The sequence below is a fragment of the Serratia sp. 121840015-1 genome (assembly GCF_053627655.1).
Genome location: NZ_JBSEYF010000003.1, coordinates 400,482 through 416,610, shown reverse-complemented (window position 1 = coordinate 416,610; position 16,129 = coordinate 400,482). Strand labels below are relative to the sequence as shown.

The 16,129-nt window shown below is 57.1% G+C and carries 15 protein-coding genes, 6 tRNA genes and 2 other RNA genes; 1 reads left to right on the top strand and 22 read right to left on the bottom strand.

Features of this window, described 5'->3' with window-relative positions; translation table 11 throughout:
• Window positions 1-15 precede the first annotated feature (15 nt).
• The 19 genes from ACUXAC_RS18270 to cydA form a co-directional block, all read right to left on the bottom strand.
• A tRNA-Lys gene (locus tag ACUXAC_RS18270) sits at window positions 16-91 on the bottom strand.
• Between the two features lie 6 nt (window positions 92-97).
• Window positions 98-173, bottom strand: a tRNA-Val gene (locus tag ACUXAC_RS18265).
• 45 nt (window positions 174-218) lie between these two features.
• A non-coding RNA gene (locus tag ACUXAC_RS18260) (RtT sRNA) lies at window positions 219-341 on the bottom strand.
• 13 nt (window positions 342-354) lie between these two features.
• A tRNA-Lys gene (locus tag ACUXAC_RS18255) sits at window positions 355-430 on the bottom strand.
• A gap of 154 nt (window positions 431-584) precedes the next feature.
• A non-coding RNA gene (locus ACUXAC_RS18250) (RtT sRNA) lies at window positions 585-709 on the bottom strand.
• Window positions 710-724: 15 nt separating this feature from the next.
• Window positions 725-800: transfer RNA gene (locus ACUXAC_RS18245), tRNA-Lys, on the bottom strand.
• 7 nt (window positions 801-807) lie between these two features.
• A tRNA-Val gene (locus tag ACUXAC_RS18240) sits at window positions 808-883 on the bottom strand.
• A gap of 29 nt (window positions 884-912) precedes the next feature.
• Window positions 913-988 (bottom strand) — tRNA-Lys (locus ACUXAC_RS18235).
• 178 nt (window positions 989-1,166) lie between these two features.
• On the bottom strand, window positions 1,167-1,961 hold the full coding sequence (gene cpoB, locus ACUXAC_RS18230) for a cell division protein CpoB (RefSeq protein WP_070914101.1): 795 nt from the start codon (window positions 1,959-1,961) through the stop codon (window positions 1,167-1,169).
• A 9-nt stretch (window positions 1,962-1,970) separates the two neighbouring features.
• A complete protein-coding gene (gene pal, locus ACUXAC_RS18225) occupies window positions 1,971-2,480 on the bottom strand; it encodes a peptidoglycan-associated lipoprotein Pal (RefSeq protein WP_025160033.1) in 510 nt (169 codons plus the stop codon).
• A 44-nt stretch (window positions 2,481-2,524) separates the two neighbouring features.
• The gene (gene tolB / locus ACUXAC_RS18220; RefSeq protein ID WP_004939856.1) at window positions 2,525-3,817 is read right to left on the bottom strand and encodes a Tol-Pal system beta propeller repeat protein TolB; all 1,293 of its coding nucleotides are present in this window, start codon (window positions 3,815-3,817) and stop codon (window positions 2,525-2,527) included.
• A gap of 132 nt (window positions 3,818-3,949) precedes the next feature.
• Window positions 3,950-5,176: a cell envelope integrity protein TolA gene (gene tolA, locus ACUXAC_RS18215; RefSeq protein ID WP_060440506.1), complete on the bottom strand. Its 1,227-nt coding sequence runs from the start codon at window positions 5,174-5,176 to the stop codon at window positions 3,950-3,952.
• Window positions 5,177-5,257: 81 nt separating this feature from the next.
• Window positions 5,258-5,686 carry a colicin uptake protein TolR gene (gene tolR, locus ACUXAC_RS18210; RefSeq protein WP_004939859.1) on the bottom strand — a complete coding sequence of 143 codons (429 nt, stop codon included), beginning with the start codon at window positions 5,684-5,686 and terminating at the stop codon, window positions 5,258-5,260.
• Between the two features lie 12 nt (window positions 5,687-5,698).
• A complete protein-coding gene (gene tolQ / locus ACUXAC_RS18205) occupies window positions 5,699-6,382 on the bottom strand; it encodes a Tol-Pal system protein TolQ (protein WP_004939862.1) in 684 nt (227 codons plus the stop codon).
• Window positions 6,379-6,783, bottom strand: a complete 405-nt coding sequence (gene ybgC, locus ACUXAC_RS18200; protein ID WP_025160034.1) for a tol-pal system-associated acyl-CoA thioesterase — start codon at window positions 6,781-6,783, stop codon at window positions 6,379-6,381. The genes tolQ and ybgC overlap by 4 nt, the downstream gene beginning before the upstream one ends.
• 130 nt (window positions 6,784-6,913) lie before the next feature.
• Window positions 6,914-7,210 (bottom strand): cyd operon protein YbgE, encoded by a 297-nt coding sequence (gene ybgE / locus ACUXAC_RS18195; protein ID WP_038877538.1) that lies wholly within the window; start codon window positions 7,208-7,210, stop codon window positions 6,914-6,916.
• Window positions 7,210-7,323 carry a cytochrome bd-I oxidase subunit CydX gene (gene cydX, locus ACUXAC_RS18190; RefSeq protein ID WP_004939868.1) on the bottom strand — a complete coding sequence of 38 codons (114 nt, stop codon included), beginning with the start codon at window positions 7,321-7,323 and terminating at the stop codon, window positions 7,210-7,212. Before cydX ends, ybgE begins: the two co-directional genes overlap by 1 nt.
• A gap of 17 nt (window positions 7,324-7,340) precedes the next feature.
• Window positions 7,341-8,480 carry a cytochrome d ubiquinol oxidase subunit II gene (gene cydB, locus ACUXAC_RS18185; protein WP_019454033.1) on the bottom strand — a complete coding sequence of 380 codons (1,140 nt, stop codon included), beginning with the start codon at window positions 8,478-8,480 and terminating at the stop codon, window positions 7,341-7,343.
• Window positions 8,481-8,494: 14 nt separating this feature from the next.
• Window positions 8,495-10,063 carry a cytochrome ubiquinol oxidase subunit I gene (gene cydA / locus ACUXAC_RS18180; RefSeq protein ID WP_019454034.1) on the bottom strand — a complete coding sequence of 523 codons (1,569 nt, stop codon included), beginning with the start codon at window positions 10,061-10,063 and terminating at the stop codon, window positions 8,495-8,497.
• A gap of 683 nt (window positions 10,064-10,746) precedes the next feature.
• On the opposite strand from cydA, the gene ACUXAC_RS18175 reads away from it, so the two are divergent.
• Entirely contained in the window at window positions 10,747-12,645 is a 1,899-nt protein-coding gene (locus ACUXAC_RS18175) for a bifunctional metallophosphatase/5'-nucleotidase (RefSeq protein WP_454266813.1), read from the top strand.
• A 72-nt stretch (window positions 12,646-12,717) separates the two neighbouring features.
• Here the strand turns inward: ACUXAC_RS18175 and sucD are convergent, their stop codons facing one another.
• The 3 genes from sucD to odhB all read right to left on the bottom strand — a co-directional run bounded on the left by sucD (window position 12,718) and on the right by odhB (window position 16,096).
• On the bottom strand, window positions 12,718-13,590 hold the full coding sequence (gene sucD / locus ACUXAC_RS18170; protein ID WP_004939878.1) for a succinate--CoA ligase subunit alpha: 873 nt from the start codon (window positions 13,588-13,590) through the stop codon (window positions 12,718-12,720).
• Complete coding sequence (sucC, locus tag ACUXAC_RS18165; RefSeq protein WP_025301883.1) at window positions 13,590-14,756, bottom strand: ADP-forming succinate--CoA ligase subunit beta; 1,167 nt, start codon at window positions 14,754-14,756, stop codon at window positions 13,590-13,592. Before sucC ends, sucD begins: the two co-directional genes overlap by 1 nt.
• A gap of 122 nt (window positions 14,757-14,878) precedes the next feature.
• Complete coding sequence (gene odhB, locus ACUXAC_RS18160; protein WP_033637469.1) at window positions 14,879-16,096, bottom strand: 2-oxoglutarate dehydrogenase complex dihydrolipoyllysine-residue succinyltransferase; 1,218 nt, start codon at window positions 16,094-16,096, stop codon at window positions 14,879-14,881.
• Between the last annotated feature and the right edge of the window lie 33 nt (window positions 16,097-16,129).

The window sequence follows — 16,129 nt, the reverse complement described above, 5'->3', positions numbered from 1 at the left end:
CGCTTTTCTCTGAATTGGTGGGTCGTGCAGGATTCGAACCTGCGACCAATTGATTAAAAGTCAACTGCTCTACCAACTGAGCTAACGACCCGCAGTGTGGTGGGTGATGACGGGCTCGAACCGCCGACCCCCTCCGTGTAAAGGAGATGCTCTACCAACTGAGCTAATCACCCACTGCTGTGGTACTGCTATTTTTCACACCTTGCTCTATTAAAGAGTGGTGGGTCGTGCAGGATAACTCGGCCTTTGGCCTCGCCCTTCGGGCCATCACCGGAGTGATGTTGTCTCGCTTTGCGAGACTCGAACCTTTACGGTTCTCATCCTGACGATTTAACACCTTGCTCTATTAAAGAGTGGTGGGTCGTGCAGGATTCGAACCTGCGACCAATTGATTAAAAGTCAACTGCTCTACCAACTGAGCTAACGACCCACTGATGTGGTTTACTGCTGATGGCGAATAGGCTCTATTGGAACCGACTCGCGGAAAACAAGGATGGGGATGTTCAGGACAACTCGACGGGTACTCGACTCGGACCTTTACTTTGCCACATCAAACCGATTCTGAAGCTGCCATTCTTAAAGAATGGTGGATCGTGCAGGATAACTCGGCCTTTGGCCTCGCCCTTGCGGGCCATCACCGGAGTGATGTTGTCTCGCTTCGCGAGACTCGAACCTTTACGGTTCTCATCCTTTACGATTCTCTATCGCAGCCATTCTTAAAGAATGGTGGGTCGTGCAGGATTCGAACCTGCGACCAATTGATTAAAAGTCAACTGCTCTACCAACTGAGCTAACGACCCATAACAGTGGTGGGTGATGACGGGCTCGAACCGCCGACCCCCTCCGTGTAAAGGAGATGCTCTACCAACTGAGCTAATCACCCACTGTTGTGGTTACTGCTACTTCAGAAATTGGTGGGTCGTGCAGGATTCGAACCTGCGACCAATTGATTAAAAGTCAACTGCTCTACCAACTGAGCTAACGACCCAATTTCCCTGCCGCTTTAACATCTTGCAAGATGTCTTGGCAACGGCGGCATATATTACTAATTTATCTTGGCAGCGCAACCTAAATTTTTTACTGATACGTTCAACTGCTTGTTCTTCACGCGAATGAGCCCAGAAATCGGTCAAATCGACTAACTTCTGGGCTCATTTTTCTGACTGTTAACCGCCTACGCGGCTTTTCGCCTGTTTGGCCGCCGCACTGGTTGGGTACTGTTTAATCACCTGCTGGAATACGGCTTTGGCTTTATCGGCCTGCCCTTTCTCCTGCATGATGATACCCACCTTGTACATGGCGTCCGGCGCCTTCGGTGATTTCGCGTAATTCTTCACCACCACCGCAAAATAGTAGGCCGCGTCGTCTTTTTTACCCTTGTTGTAGAACAACTGGCCCAGCCAATAGTTGGCGTTGGGCTGATAGGTAGACTTCGGGTACTGTTTTACGAAGGACTGAAAGGCGGAAATCGCCTGGTCATACTGTTTTTTTTCCAGCGCCAGAGAAACAGCGGCGTTGTAGTCGCTGTTCTCATCACCGCCGCTCGGCGTTGCAGACGCGGCTGCAGGCGCGCTGCCGCCCGCATCGGAAGATGCGCCTGCGGCTGCCCCACCGGCAGTGCCCGCGGCCGCAGAGGCGCTCTGAGCGCCGCCCTGGCTGAGGCTATCCATCTGCTGATAGATTTGCTTCTGGCGTTCAACCACCTGATTCAACTGATACTGACTTTCCTGGATTTGCCCACGGAGAGAATCAATGTCGCGTTGGTTATCAGAGAGTTGTTGCTGGAGTTGGTTTAAAAGCTGGCCTTGAGCATTGCTGATGCGCTCAAGCGAGGTGACACGGTCTTCGACCGAGCCGGAGCCGACATTACTGATTGGCGCTTGGGCAGTAGCGGCCCAAGGGGCCGCTACGCCAACCAGTAACGACAGACTCAACAGGTGACGTCTGAAGTTACTGTTCATGCGATTCTCTTAGTAAACCAGAACGGCACGACGGTTTTTAGCATAAGCCGCTTCGTCGTGGCCCAGTACTGCTGGTTTTTCTTTACCGTAAGAAACGATAGAGATCTGGTCAGCGGAAACGCCTTTACCCTGCAGGTACATTTTAACGGCGTTAGCACGGCGCTCACCCAGAGCAATGTTGTATTCCGGCGTGCCGCGTTCGTCAGCGTGGCCTTCAACGGTCACTTTGTAAGACGGGTTGTTACGCAGGAATGCAGCGTGCGCGTCCAGCATCTGAGCGAATTCGGAGCTTACGTCATACTTGTCCAGACCGAAGTAAACGATGTTGTTCTTCTGCAGTTCTTGCATCTGCAGACGAGCTTGTTCTTCGGAAGACAGGTTGCTGCTGCCGTTTTCCATACCAGTGCCAGCGCCCATACCAGATTGGTCGTTGTTTGCGCTTTTGTTAGAACTACAAGCTGCTACAGCCAGAACTGGCAGTGCCAGCAGAAGCCCTTTCAGCACTTTGTTCAGTTGCATTTCTTTGATCCTTTTATAGTTTGCCATACATATTTACACATGCATCACAGATACGGCGACCAGGCAGGGAATTTGACCTGTCCATCAGTTGCCGGAAGACGCGCTTTGAAACGCCCATCAGTTGACACCAACTGCAACACGGAGCCCATACCTTGCGTGGAGCTATAGATCACCATGGTGCCGTTTGGCGCAATACTAGGCGTTTCATCCAGGAAGGTGCCGGTCAAAACCTGAACGGCGCCCGATCCAAGATCTTGTTTGGCGATGTGTTGTGCACCACTGTTGGTGCTTACCATCACCAGGAATTTACCGTCGGAGCTGACTTCAGAATCCTGGTTCTGAGATCCTTCCCACGTCAGACGCTGTGCGGCACCGCCGCTGGCGCTGATTTTATAAATCTGCGGACGCCCGCCCTGGTCGGAGGTAAACGCCAGCGACTGGCCATCCGGGAACCAGGTCGGTTCGGTGTTGTTGTTGCGCCCATCGGTCAGCTGCGTGATCTGGCCGGAGCCGAGGTTCATCACGTACAGGTTCAGGCTGCCGCTCTTGGACAGCGCGAAGGCCAGCTTGCTGCCGTCCGGCGAGAACGCCGGCGCACCGTTGTGGCGCGGGAACGAGGCGATCTGGCGGATAGCGCCGTTAGCCAGGGTCTGTACCACCAGCGCGGAACGGCCGCTCTCGAAGGTCACGTAAGCCAGTTTGCTGCCGTCCGGCGACCAGGCCGGCGACATCAGCGGCTCAGGCGAACGGTGCACCGTGAACTGGTTGTAACCGTCGTAATCCGCTACGCGCAGCTCATACGGGAATTTCCCGCCGTTGGTCTGCACGACGTAGGCGATACGGGTACGGAACGCGCCCTTGATGCCGGTCAGCTTCTCGAACACTTCGTCGCTGGCGGTATGGGCAGAATAACGCAACCATTGTTTGGTCACTTTATACTGGTTCTGCGCCAATACGGTGCCCGGCGAACCCGAGGTGTCCACCAGCTGGTAGGAGATCAGGTAGCTGCCGTCGGCGCCAGGTTGAACCTGGCCGACAACCACGGCGTCGATGCCCAATGCAGTCCAGGCCGCCGGCGTCACTTCAGACGCGGAGGTAGGTTGCTGCGGCATGCGCGCCACGTCGATCGGGTTGAATTTGCCGCTGTTGCGCAGATCCGCGCCGACAATCTTGCCGATATCTTCCGGCGGCGTGCCTGGGCCCGCCCACTTAAACGGCACCACGCCAATCGGGCGAGCGGAGTCGACCCCTTGGGTGATTTCAATGCGAACTTCCGCGTGCAGCACGGACGCCCACAGAATTAAAAAACCTAGCGCTACTCGAAATGCCTGCTTCATCTCATCTCCCTTATCCAGGCGGGATGCCTGCGATAAATTAGCAGAATTTTAACAAACCAACTTACGTAAAACTACATAATCCCTGTTGGTTACCTTAGTACATCCCTGTGATATCACTCACTCAATCAACCGTTATTGCGGCTTGAATTCAAGTATAGAATTCTTAAAGTGCTGATAAACGGCATCGCTCGGCGGCTTCGGTATATGCGCCAACTTGGCGGCAGACACTGCTGCTTGACACAGAGCAGGATCGCCCCCCGCCGCTTGTACGCTTATCAGCAGGCCGTCCGGCGCCAGCTTGATACGCAGGTCGCAGGTTTTGCCGGCGAACGAACTGGCGTCATAGAACTTGCTCTGAATCGCCCCTTGAATCTGCCCCATATAACCGCTGATATCCGCCCCGCTGGCCCCAGCCGCTTTGGCATTGCCCTGCCCGGCCGGTTTACCATCACCTTTCGATTTAGCACCGCCGCCTTTCGGCGCGTTCTTGCCGTCCGCCAGGCCGCCAAACAGATCGCTAACTTCATCCGATTGTTTCGCAGCCTCAGCGGCAGCCTTCTTCTTGGCATCCGCAGCGGCTTTTTTGGCGGCAGCCGCTTTCTCGGCCGCAGCTTTCTTCTCTGCCTCGGCGGCAGCCTTCTTCTCGGCTTCCGCTGCGGCTTTTTTCTCAGCTTCAGCGGCCGCTTTCTTCTCCGCGGCCTCTGCGGCTTTTTGCTCTGCGGCAGCCGCCGCGGCTTTCTTCGCCTCTTCCGCCTGTTTCTTGGCGGCGGCAGCGGCGGCCGCTTCTTTCTTGGCTTCCGCTTCGGCTTTCTTCTGCGCGTCCGCCTGTGCCTTGGCGACCTTTTCCGCTTCGGCCTTCGCCTTGGCGGCGGCGGCTTCGGCGACCTTCTGTTGCTCTTTGGCCTTGGCTGCGGCGGCTTCCGCCGCTTTTTGCTGCTCGGCGGCCTGTTTCTGCTGCTCCGCTGCCTTCTGCTGTTGCTCAGCCTGCGCCTTGGCGTCCTGCGCAGCTTTCTCCTGCGCCGCCAAACGCTCTTTCTCCAGCTCCTTCAGGCGCTGCTGTTGCTCCGCCTGCTTCTGCTGAAGCTCTTCGGCCTGTTGCTCCGCCTTTTTCTGGCGCTGCTTCTCGGCACGCTGCGCATCGTTGCTCTGCTGCTGCTGGCGGTTGTATTGCTCCACCACCGCGCCAGGATCGACCATCACTGCGCCCACCACGGTGCCATCACCGCCACCGCCGGCGCCCATGTCGACCTTTTCCTGCAGCGATCCCCAAATCAGCAGGGCAATCAATATGAAGTGCAGAACGACCGAAACAATAACGGCGCGGTTCAGCTTATCGTTTTGCTCAGTTGCCTTTACCAAAATAGATTCCCAAAAACTGGTGTTGCTTATACGGGGTTCCTGGGCCGCAGCGCAGGAACCGGGTTGCCGTTCGCCTTACGGTCAGATCGGCTGGGTCATCAGCCCCACGGAAGCCACGCCCGCCTGATGGAGAATATTCAATGCCTTGATAATCTCATCGTAAGGGACTTCCTTCGCACCGCCGATCAAAAAGACCGTTTTCGGGTTAGCCGCCAAACGCGACTTGGCTTCGGCCGCGACTTGCTCAGGCGGCAGCAGCTCCATACGGTTGTGATCCACCACCAGGGTGTATTGACCTACGCCGGAAACCTCGAGGATCACCGGCGGATTGTCATCGCTGGACACCGTTTTGGAATCGGTGGCGTCCGGCAGGTCAACCTCCACGCTCTGCGTGATGATTGGCGCGGTTGCCATAAAGATCAGCAGCAGCACCAGCAACACGTCGAGCAGCGGAACGATGTTAATTTCGGACTTCAGCTCGCGCCGACTACGTCCACGTACTCTCGCCATGCTACCTCCTACTTATTTGCTGTCGCTGGAGAAGGCCTGACGATGCAGAATAGCGGTGAACTCTTCCATAAAGTTGTCGTAATTCTGCTCAAGCTTGTTGACGCGCTGGTTGAGACGGTTATAGGCCATTACCGCCGGGATGGCGGCGAACAGACCGATCGCGGTGGCGATCAGCGCTTCGGCGATACCCGGCGCCACCATCTGCAGCGTGGCTTGTTTCACCGCGCCCAGCGCGATAAAGGCGTGCATGATCCCCCACACGGTGCCGAACAGGCCGATATACGGGCTGATCGAACCGACGGTGCCGAGGAACGGAATATGGGTTTCCAGCGTTTCCAGCTCGCGGTTCATCGAAATACGCATCGCGCGCGACGCCCCTTCGATCACCGACTCCGGCGCATGGTTGTTGGCGCGGTGCAGGCGGGCGAACTCTTTGAACCCGGAATGGAAGATCTGCTCGGAACCGGTCAGGCTATCGCGACGCGCCTGACTTTCCTGGTACAGACGGGAAAGCTCGATACCGGACCAGAATTTGTCTTCAAAGGCTTCGGCGTCACGCGTCGCCGCATTGAGGATGCGGGTGCGCTGAATGATGATCGCCCAAGAGGCTACCGAGAAGCATATCAAAATCAACATGATAAGCTTAACCAGCAGGCTCGCCTTCAAGAATAAATCTAGGATGTTCATGTCAGTCACTGCTTAAACTCCGCGACAATAGACTTAGGAAGCGCTCTTGGCTTCATTTGGTGTGGATCAATACAGGCAATCAGGACATCTGCCTGGCTCAGTAGGGCCCCGTCAGAATTGACAATGCGTTGAGCAAACGTGAGAGAAGCCCCGCGCAGACAGGTGATTTCGCTCTGCACCTCCAGTTGCTCGTCGAGACGAGCCGGAGCCAGATAATCCACCGTCATGCGCCGGACGACAAAAGCGACTTGTTCACTGAGCAGCTGCTGTTGATGAAAGTTGTGCTGACGCAGCATCTCTGTGCGCGCTCTTTCAAAAAAGGCGACGTAGCGGGCGTGATAGACCACACCACTGGCATCGGTATCCTCGTAGTAAACGCGAACCGGCCATCGAAACAACGTATTACTCACTCTACTTCCCAGCAATGCAATTTAACGCTGCTACTATACGCAAGACGGATCGGGTTGGGAATGGGTTACAAGATGGGAATGAAAATAATTATGGGCCGTGAGGGCCCATAACGTGGGGACATCAGGGAGATTATAAAGAAACGTAAAGTAATCCTGCGCACAGGATCACAATTGCGGGAAGTGGCGCGAAAAAGGCGCGCCAGATGCTGCGCTGCGGGCGGAATCCGAAGCCGTGGATCACCCCGGCGCACACCGCCCAAATCAGCAGCAGCCCTTCCCAAATCTCCAGCGAGCTGGTTTTGGCGGCGAAACGCGTCGGATCCCAGAACACGCACCCCGCCAAAATCAACGCCAACACCAGGGAAAGGGCCCGGATCGGGCCCTTGTCGGTGACAGCGTACAGCTTGTCAATCACGGACGAGCTCATCACTTACCGTCTTGCTGAGCTTTGGTCGCTTCGCTCTGCTCAAGCGCCAGCGCCGTGATGATGCCGAAGGCGCAGGCAAGAAGCGTTCCGAGAATCCAGGCAAAATACCACATGGTTTAGCTCCTTATCCTTAGTACAGCGAATGCTTGTTGTTTTCGATGTAGTTCTTGTCGAGGCGACCGAACATTTTGTAGTACGACCAGCTGGTGTACGCCAAAACGATAGGCACGAAGATCGCCGCCACGACGGTCATCACTTTCAGCGTCAACAGGCTCGAGGTCGCGTCCCACATGGTCAGGCTGACGTTAGGCACGGTGCTGGACGGCATCACGAACGGGAACATGGTGACCCCGGCGGTGAGGATGACGCAGGCGATGGTCAACGACGAGGTGACGAACGCCAGCGCGCCCTTCTCCAGACGCGAGAACAGGATGGTGAACAACGGCAGCACCACGCCCAGCGCAGGCAACGCCCACAGCAGCGGATACTTGTTGAAGTTGATCAGCCAGGCACCGGCCTGATGCGCCACTTCTTTACGCATCGGGTTGGATTCCGCCAGGGTGTCCAGCGCCGACGTCACGACGAAGCCGTCGATGCCTTTCACCAGCCATACGCCCGCCAACAGGAAGCACACCGCCATGATCAGCGTCGCGATCTGTGCCGCAGCGCGTGAACGCAGGTGGATCTCGCCGGTGGTGCGCATTTGCAGGTAGGTCGCGCCCTGGGTGACCAGCATGGTCAGGCTGACCACGCCCGCCAACAGACCGAACGGATTCAGCAGTTGGAAGAAGTTGCCGGTGTAGAACAGGCGCATGTACTCGTCCATGTGGAACGGCACGCCCTGCAGCAGGTTGCCGAACGCCACGCCGAATACCACCGCAGGCACGAAGGAGCCGATGAAGATGCCCCAGTCCCACATGTTGCGCCAGCGGCTGCTCTCCAGCTTGGAGCGGTAGTCGAAACCGACCGGGCGGAAGAACAAGGCGGCCAGCACCAGGATCATGGCGACGTAGAAGCCGGAGAAGGCCGCTGCGTAGACCATCGGCCAGGCGGCGAACAGCGCGCCGCCGGCGGTGATCAGCCACACCTGGTTACCGTCCCAGTGCGGGGCGATGGAGTTGATCATCACCCGGCGCTCGGTATCGGTTTTCCCGATGATGCGCACCAGAATGCCGACGCCCATGTCGAAACCGTCGGTGACGGCGAAGCCGATCAGCAGTACGCCAACCAGGACCCACCAAATAAATCGCAGTACTTCATAGTCAAACATACGTGGACTCCTGTTTAGCGCGCTTCCTGCACGGCGGCAGTCGGTTGTTCAAAGTGATAGCGGCCGGTTTTCAGGCTGCTTGGACCCAGACGCGCAAACTTGAACATCAGGTACAATTCAGCCACCAGGAACAGGGTGTACAAGCCGCAGATCAGCCCCATCGAGAACAGAATGTCGCCCGCGGTCAGCGAAGAGTTGGCGACCGCCGTCGGCAGCACCTCACCAATCGCCCACGGTTGACGGCCGTACTCCGCCACGAACCAACCGGACTCAATCGCGATCCAAGGCAGCGGCAAACCGTACAGCGCGGCGCGGTGCAGCCATTTTTTCTGGCCGATGCGGCCGCGGATCACGTTCCAGAACGACAGGCCGATGATCAACAGCATGATCACGCCACAGGCCACCATGATGCGGAAGGCGAAGTACAGCGGCGCCACGCGCGGAATGGAGTCCTTGGTCGCCAGCTGGATCTGCGCTTCCGTCGCGTCGGTGACGTTCGGGGTATAGCGCTTCAGCAGCATGCCGTAGCCCAGGTCTTGCTTGGTTTTGTTGAATTCGGCGCGTACCGCAGGATCGGTGTTGCCACCGCGCAGCTCTTCCAACAGCTGGTAGGCTTTCATCCCGTTGCGGATGCGCACTTCATGCTGCGCCATCAGATCTTTCAGGCCGGTGACCTGAGTGTCCGTGGAGCGGGTGGCGATCAGGCCAAGCGCATACGGGATCTGAATAGAGAAGGAGTTTTCCATCTTGTCCTGATCGGGAATGCCGAACAGGGTGAAGGACGCCGGTGCCGGCTGGGTGTCCCATTCCGCTTCGATAGCGGCCAGTTTGGTTTTCTGCACGTCGCCCATTTCGTAGCCGGATTCATCACCCAGAACGATAACGGACAGAATGGCAGCCATACCGAAGCTGGCAGCGATGGCGAAGGAGCGCTTGGCGAAGGCGATGTCGCGGCCTTTCAGCAGGTAGTAGGAGCTGATGCCCAGAACGAACATCGCGCCACAGGTGTAGCCGGAAGCCACGGTGTGAACGAATTTCACCTGCGCAACCGGGTTAAGCACCAGTTCGGAGAAGCTGACCATCTCCATGCGCATGGTTTCGAAGTTGAAATCCGAAGCGATCGGGTTCTGCATCCAGCCGTTGGCGACCAGGATCCACAGCGCGGACAGGTTGGAGCCGAGGGCCACGAACCAGGTTACCGCCATGTGCTGCACCTTGCTCAGACGATCCCAGCCGAAGAAGAACAGGCCGACCAGCGTCGATTCAAGGAAGAACGCCATCAGACCTTCGATAGCCAGAGGGGCCCCGAAGATATCGCCGACGTAGTGAGAGAAATACGACCAGTTAGTCCCGAACTGGAACTCCATGGTCAAACCGGTGGCCACACCCAGAGCAAAGTTAATCGCAAATAACTTTCCCCAGAATTTGGTCATATCTTTATAGATTTGTTTGCCAGACAGGACATATACCGTTTCCATAATTGCCAGCAAGAACGCCATACCGAGCGTTAATGGGACAAATAAGAAATGGTACATCGCCGTTAAAGCAAACTGTAAGCGCGACAGTTCGACAATATCAAACATCTTGACTCCTTGCTCCTCGCAGGAAGACTCCGACACGCGGTTATCGGCACGCTTCTTTCAAAGCCGCCAGTAACGCCCCGCAGTGAATGCCCTTAAACACAACAAATTTGATCCAGCTTCTCCGCTTTCAACCGCACACTCGGCCAATAGCCCCACGGGCCGCCGACAAGCACGCCACTGAAAACCGACAACGGGTAACAAATGCAACAAGATCAACCATCCATAATCACAACATGGATGATACTCGCCCAATCCCACACAATAAATAGGTTTTTACGTGACGTGGGTTAGACTTTTGGTTACAGGTCAAATCTTAGCCGAAAGAGGTACTTCGGGCTAATTTGATCTGAGACAATTTAAGCCTATCCGCATCTTATTTCCATATTCATCAGCACATTTCGCATAATTTTCTTAGGGTCATGTTGCGCAATGGTTTAATTGTTTTTTAATGATATTTTTGTGTTAAATAAATGTAATTTAAAAGGGCCGCCATTGTATTATTACGCGCTTATTATGCGACATAATTAACCTTTTATTTCCAATAAGCCGTGACAGTGATAGCAGTCACAAAACAACAAATCTCTCTCCAATATTAGTCTATTTCTCGCGATGGGATCGTAAAGGTTGCGATTTTGTAGCAAAATGACCACTTATGTTAAAATTGCATTGAGTGACAATAACTTATGAAAAAAATCATCTTTGCCTCTGTCTTGGGACTCTCGGGAAACGCCATGGCCGCCGAAACGGTAAATATCACCCTGCTGGGCACCTCCGATCTGCACGGCACCTTCGTGCCCTGGGACTACGCCAGCGACACGGAAAATCTGGCGGGCAGCCTGAGCCAGATAGCCACCCAGGTCAAAAAAGTGCGGGCCGAGCAGCCCAACCTGATCCTGGTGGACGCCGGCGACACCATTCAGGGCAACTTCGTCGAAACCTTCAAGCATGAGGCCGTCAGCCCGATGATGCTGGGCCTCAACGCGCTCAATTACGATGTCTGGGTGATGGGCAACCACGAGTTCGACTTCGGCCTGCCGGTGCTGGCCACCCCGCTCAAGCAGTTCAAGGGCGCGGCGCTGGCGGGCAATATCGTCTGGGACAACGGCAAGCCCTATCTGCCCGCCTACACCATCGTCGAACGCCAGGGCGTGAAGATCGGCATTATCGGCATGGACACGCCGATGACCGCGGAATTCGCCAAGGGCACCGATCGCATCAAAGGGCTGAACTTCACCGATCCGGTGCAGGCGGTGAAACAGGTCATCAGGCAAATCGACGGCCAGGTCGACGCCATCGTGCTGGTGGCGCATATGGGCATCGACAACGAAAATCAGCGTCCCGGCACCGGCGTAGCCGACATCGCCAACGCCAACCCGGAGCTCGCGGCGATCGTCGCCGGCCATATGCATGTGAAGATCGACAAAGCGGTGGTTAACGGCGTCATCATCACCGAGCCGGATAAATACGGCCGCGCGCTGTCGCGCATCGATCTGCAGTTTGAACGCCGCGACGGCAAGTTCACGCTGATCGACAAAAACAGCTACACCTACTCCATCAAGGGGATGACGCCGGACAGCGCCATGCAAGCGCTCTACCAGCCGTACCATGACATTCTGCGCGCCAACGCCAACCGGGTCGTGGCGAAACTGAGCGGCAGCGATCTGGTGCCCACCGACGAATTCCGCGGCATTCCCCAGGTGCACGTGCAGGATACCGGCATCAGCGCGCTGTTCCAGCAGGCCGCCCGCCACTATGCGCCGCTGGCGCAGGTGATCGCCCTACAGATCGACAACGATCGCGCCAAGCTGGACGTCGGCGACATCAAGGCCAAGGACATCGCCTTTAACTACCAATACGCCGGCGGCGAGATCACCGTGTATCAGCTCAACGGCAAAGCGCTTAAACGCTACATGGAGTGGTCCGCCGGCTACTTCAATCAGCTGCAGCCGGGCGATGTCACCTACAGCTTTAACCCGGCGCGGCGATCGTCCAAATATTCCACCAATGATTTCTTCGACGGCGTCACTTACACCATCGACCTGCGCCAACCTGCCGGCTTGCGCATCGTCGACCTGCGCCTGGCGGACGGCACGCCGGTCACCGATGACATGCCGATCCGTCTGGGCATGAACAGTTACCGCATGGGCCACCTGACGCAAAAGGGCGGCGCGCTGGAGGGGCAATCCTTCCCGGTGCTGTTTGACAGCAAAGCGCAATACGGTGAAGAAGAAGGCACCATTCGCCACCTGGCTCTGCGCTACCTGACGGAGGTGAAACACGGCCACTATCAGGGCGTGCCGCCGCAGCGCTGGAAGCTGATCGGCATGGAGGGGTACGAACCGCAGCGGGCGATCGTCAAACAGCTGCTCAATGAAGGCGTTATCCAGGTACCGACCACCGACGACGGCCGCTACACCAACGTCGCGTCGATCAACGTCAAAGACGCGCTGTTCAGCAACGCCGATGATTACCGCGCCACCCTCACCTCGCTGGAGCAACAGCGCCAAGCCGCTACGGATCCGGTGCAACAGCGCCGCCTGCAGGATCGGATCGCGCTGATCAAGGCACTCAACGATTTCTGATCTTCACCCATAAAAAAGGCCACCCAATGGGTGGCCAAACATGTCGAGATATTGTTATTTCGTACTAAATTCTTAGCGCTTCAGCACCGCTTTTACCGCGTCGCCGATGTCTGCCAGGCTGCGAACGGTTTTCACGCCCGCGGCTTCCAGCGCAGCAAACTTCTCGTCCGCCGTGCCTTTGCCGCCTGCGATGATGGCGCCCGCGTGGCCCATACGCTTGCCTTTCGGCGCGGTCACGCCGGCGATGTAGCCGACAACCGGTTTGGTGACGTGTTCTTTGATGTAAGCTGCCGCTTCTTCTTCAGCGCTGCCGCCGATCTCACCGATCATCACGATCGCTTCGGTCTGCGGATCCTGCTGGAACATCTTCAGGATATCGATGAAGTTGGAGCCCGGGATCGGGTCGCCGCCGATGCCCACGCAGGTAGACTGGCCCAGACCGGCATCGGTGGTTTGTTTCACCGCTTCATAGGTCAGGGTACCGGAGCGGGAAACGATGCCCACTTTGCCCGGCAGGTGGATGTGGCCAGGCATGATGCCGATTTTGCACTCGCCTGGGGTGATCACGCCAGGGCAGTTCGGCCCGATCATGCGCACGCCGGCTTCGTCCAGCTTCACTTTCACGGTCAGCATGTCCAGGGTCGGGATGCCTTCGGTGATGGTGATGATCAGTTTGATGCCGGCATCGATCGCTTCCAGGATGGAGTCTTTGCAGAAAGGCGCTGGAACGTAGATGACCGAGGCCGTCGCACCGGTCGCTTCAACCGCTTCGCGCACGGTGTTGAACACCGGCAGGCCCAGGTGCTGAGTGCCGCCTTTGCCCGGGGTTACGCCGCCAACCATTTTGGTGCCGTAAGCGATAGCTTGTTCGGAGTGGAAAGTCCCCTGGCTACCGGTGAAGCCCTGGCAAATTACTTTGGTGTTCTTATCGATTAAAATGGACATTATTTACCCTCCACTGCTGCAACAACTTGCTGAGCCGCATCAGTCAGGCTGGTCGCAGCAATGATATTCAGGCCGCTGTCCGCCAGTTTCTTGGCGCCCAGTTCGGCGTTGTTCCCTTCCAGGCGCACTACGACCGGGACGTTAACGCCCACTTCGGCCACTGCGCCGATGATGCCGTCGGCGATCAGATCGCAACGTACGATACCACCGAAGATGTTAACCAGAACCGCTTTCACCTTGTCGTCGGACAGGATGATTTTGAACGCTTCGGTCACGCGCTCTTTGGTCGCGCCGCCGCCTACGTCCAGGAAGTTGGCCGGTTCGCCGCCGTGCAGTTTAACGATGTCCATGGTACCCATCGCCAGACCGGCGCCGTTAACCATGCAGCCGATGTTGCCGTCGAGGGCAACGTAGTTCAGTTCCCACTGAGCCGCACGGGATTCGCGCTCGTCTTCCTGGGAAGGGTCACGCATTTCACGCAGTTCAGGCTGACGGAACAGGGCGTTGCCGTCGGCGCCCAGTTTACCGTCCAGGCACACCAGATCGCCCTGCTTGGTGATCACCAGCGGGTTGATCTCAACCATCGCCAGGTCGCGCTCCAGGAACAACGTCGCCAGACCCATGAAGATCTTGGCGAACTGGCTGACTTGCTTACCGGTCAGGCCCAGTTTGAAGGCCAGCTCACGGCCCTGATAAGGCTGTGGACCCGCCAGCGGATCGATGGTCATTTTGTGGATCAGTTCAGGGGTTTCTTCCGCCACCTTCTCGATTTCCACGCCGCCTTCGGTAGACGCCATGAACACCACGCGACGGGTAGAACGATCCACTACCGCGCCCAGGTACAGCTCTTTATCGATGTCGGTCGCCGCTTCTACCAGGATCTGGTGAACCGGCTGGCCCAGCGCATCAGTCTGGTAAGTCACCAGACGCTTGCCCAACCAGGCTTCCGCGAAGGCACGGATATCTTCTTTGCTGTTGACGACTTTAACGCCGCCCGCTTTACCGCGGCCGCCAGCATGAACCTGACATTTCACCACCCACGGGCCGGAGCCGATTTTGGATGCGGCTTCTTCTGCTTCACGCGGAGTGGTACAGGCGTAACCGGTTGGTGCCGGCATGCCATACCGAGCAAACAGCTGTTTTGCCTGATATTCGTGTAAATTCATGATGTTCTATCCATTCAGTTCTGAAGGTTTTTAGCCGGACCATTATTACGCGGTAAACCGCATGGTTTTCCGGCCACATAGCACAGAGTGCGGGCGCGGCATGCCGCGCCCGGCAAGGGTTACTAGACGTCCAGCAGCAGACGAGCCGGATCTTCCAGCATCTCTTTGACCGTCACCAGATAACCGACGGATTCTTTACCGTCGATCAGGCGGTGGTCATAAGACAGCGCCAGATACATCATCGGCTGGATCACCACCTGACCATTGACCGCCATTGGGCGATCTTTGATGGCGTGCATGCCCAGGATGGCGCTCTGCGGCGGGTTAATGATCGGGGTGGACATCAGGGAGCCGAATACGCCGCCGTTGGTAATGGTGAAGTTACCGCCGGTCAGCTCTTCCACGGTCAGTTTGCCGTCGCGCCCCTTAACGGCCAGCTCTTTGATTTTCTTCTCGATGTCAGCCATGCTCATGGCGTCTACATCGCGCAGTACCGGCGTCACCAGGCCGCGCGGGGTCGAAACCGCGATGCTGATGTCGAAGTAGTTGTGGTAAACCACGTCGGAACCGTCGATCGACGCGTTCACTTCCGGGAAACGCTTCAGCGCTTCAACCACCGCCTTGATGTAGAAGGACATGAAGCCCAGACGCACGCCGTGGCGCTTCTCGAAGGCTTCGCCGTACTGCTTGCGCAGGTCCATGATCGGCTGCATGTTGATTTCGTTGAAGGTGGTCAGCATCGCGGTGCTGTTCTTCGCTTCCAGCAGACGCTCGGCGACGCGTTTGCGCAGGCGAGTCATCGGCACGCGTTTTTCGCTGCGGCCGGCCAGAGCAGGCTGCGGTGCGGCTTCAGCGGCGGCGGCCGGTTTGGCAGCGGCGCCGCCTTTGGCCAGGTGCGCTTCCACGTCTTCACGCGTGATGCGGCCACCCACGCCGGTGCCCTTGATGGCGCCGGCATCGAGATCGTGTTCGGCGATCAGGCGACGAATCGCCGGGCTGAGCGCGTCATTGCTTTCTTCTTCCAGGCTCGCGGTAGCGCGCTGGGCAGGCGTGGCTTCTTTCTCTTGGCTCTTCTCGGCGGTCGGCTTGCCGGAGCTGTCGCCCGGACGGATGCGGCCGAGCAGCTGGCGAGACAGCACGGTCGCGCCCTCTTCTTCCACGATAGCATCGAGAATGCCCGCTTCACTGGCCGGCACTTCCAACACGACTTTGTCGGTTTCGATTTCAACCAGGACTTCATCACGCTGCACGCTGTCGCCCGGTTTTTTGTGCCAGGTGGCTACGGTCGCATCGGCAACCGATTCAGGAAGGTCAGGAACCAGAATATCTACGCTACTCATTTAGCTTTCCCTTAAGTTTTTTATCATCTGCTT

What these genes read in the sequence shown, in the direction of transcription:
- cpoB (WP_070914101.1), bottom strand. Translation starts at nt 1,961, where the DNA reads ATGAACAGTAACTTCAGACGTCACCTGTTGAGTCTGTCGTTACTGGTT.
- pal (WP_025160033.1), bottom strand. Translation starts at nt 2,480, where the DNA reads ATGCAACTGAACAAAGTGCTGAAAGGGCTTCTGCTGGCACTGCCAGTT.
- tolB (WP_004939856.1), bottom strand. Translation starts at nt 3,817, where the DNA reads ATGAAGCAGGCATTTCGAGTAGCGCTAGGTTTTTTAATTCTGTGGGCG.
- tolR (WP_004939859.1), bottom strand. Translation starts at nt 5,686, where the DNA reads ATGGCGAGAGTACGTGGACGTAGTCGGCGCGAGCTGAAGTCCGAAATT.
- ybgE (WP_038877538.1), bottom strand. Translation starts at nt 7,210, where the DNA reads ATGAGCTCGTCCGTGATTGACAAGCTGTACGCTGTCACCGACAAGGGC.
- cydX (WP_004939868.1), bottom strand. Translation starts at nt 7,323, where the DNA reads ATGTGGTATTTTGCCTGGATTCTCGGAACGCTTCTTGCCTGCGCCTTC.
- cydB (WP_019454033.1), bottom strand. Translation starts at nt 8,480, where the DNA reads ATGTTTGACTATGAAGTACTGCGATTTATTTGGTGGGTCCTGGTTGGC.
- cydA (WP_019454034.1), bottom strand. Translation starts at nt 10,063, where the DNA reads ATGTTTGATATTGTCGAACTGTCGCGCTTACAGTTTGCTTTAACGGCG.
- ACUXAC_RS18175 (WP_454266813.1), top strand. Translation starts at nt 10,747, where the DNA reads ATGAAAAAAATCATCTTTGCCTCTGTCTTGGGACTCTCGGGAAACGCC.
- sucD (WP_004939878.1), bottom strand. Translation starts at nt 13,590, where the DNA reads ATGTCCATTTTAATCGATAAGAACACCAAAGTAATTTGCCAGGGCTTC.
- sucC (WP_025301883.1), bottom strand. Translation starts at nt 14,756, where the DNA reads ATGAATTTACACGAATATCAGGCAAAACAGCTGTTTGCTCGGTATGGC.
- odhB (WP_033637469.1), bottom strand. Translation starts at nt 16,096, where the DNA reads ATGAGTAGCGTAGATATTCTGGTTCCTGACCTTCCTGAATCGGTTGCC.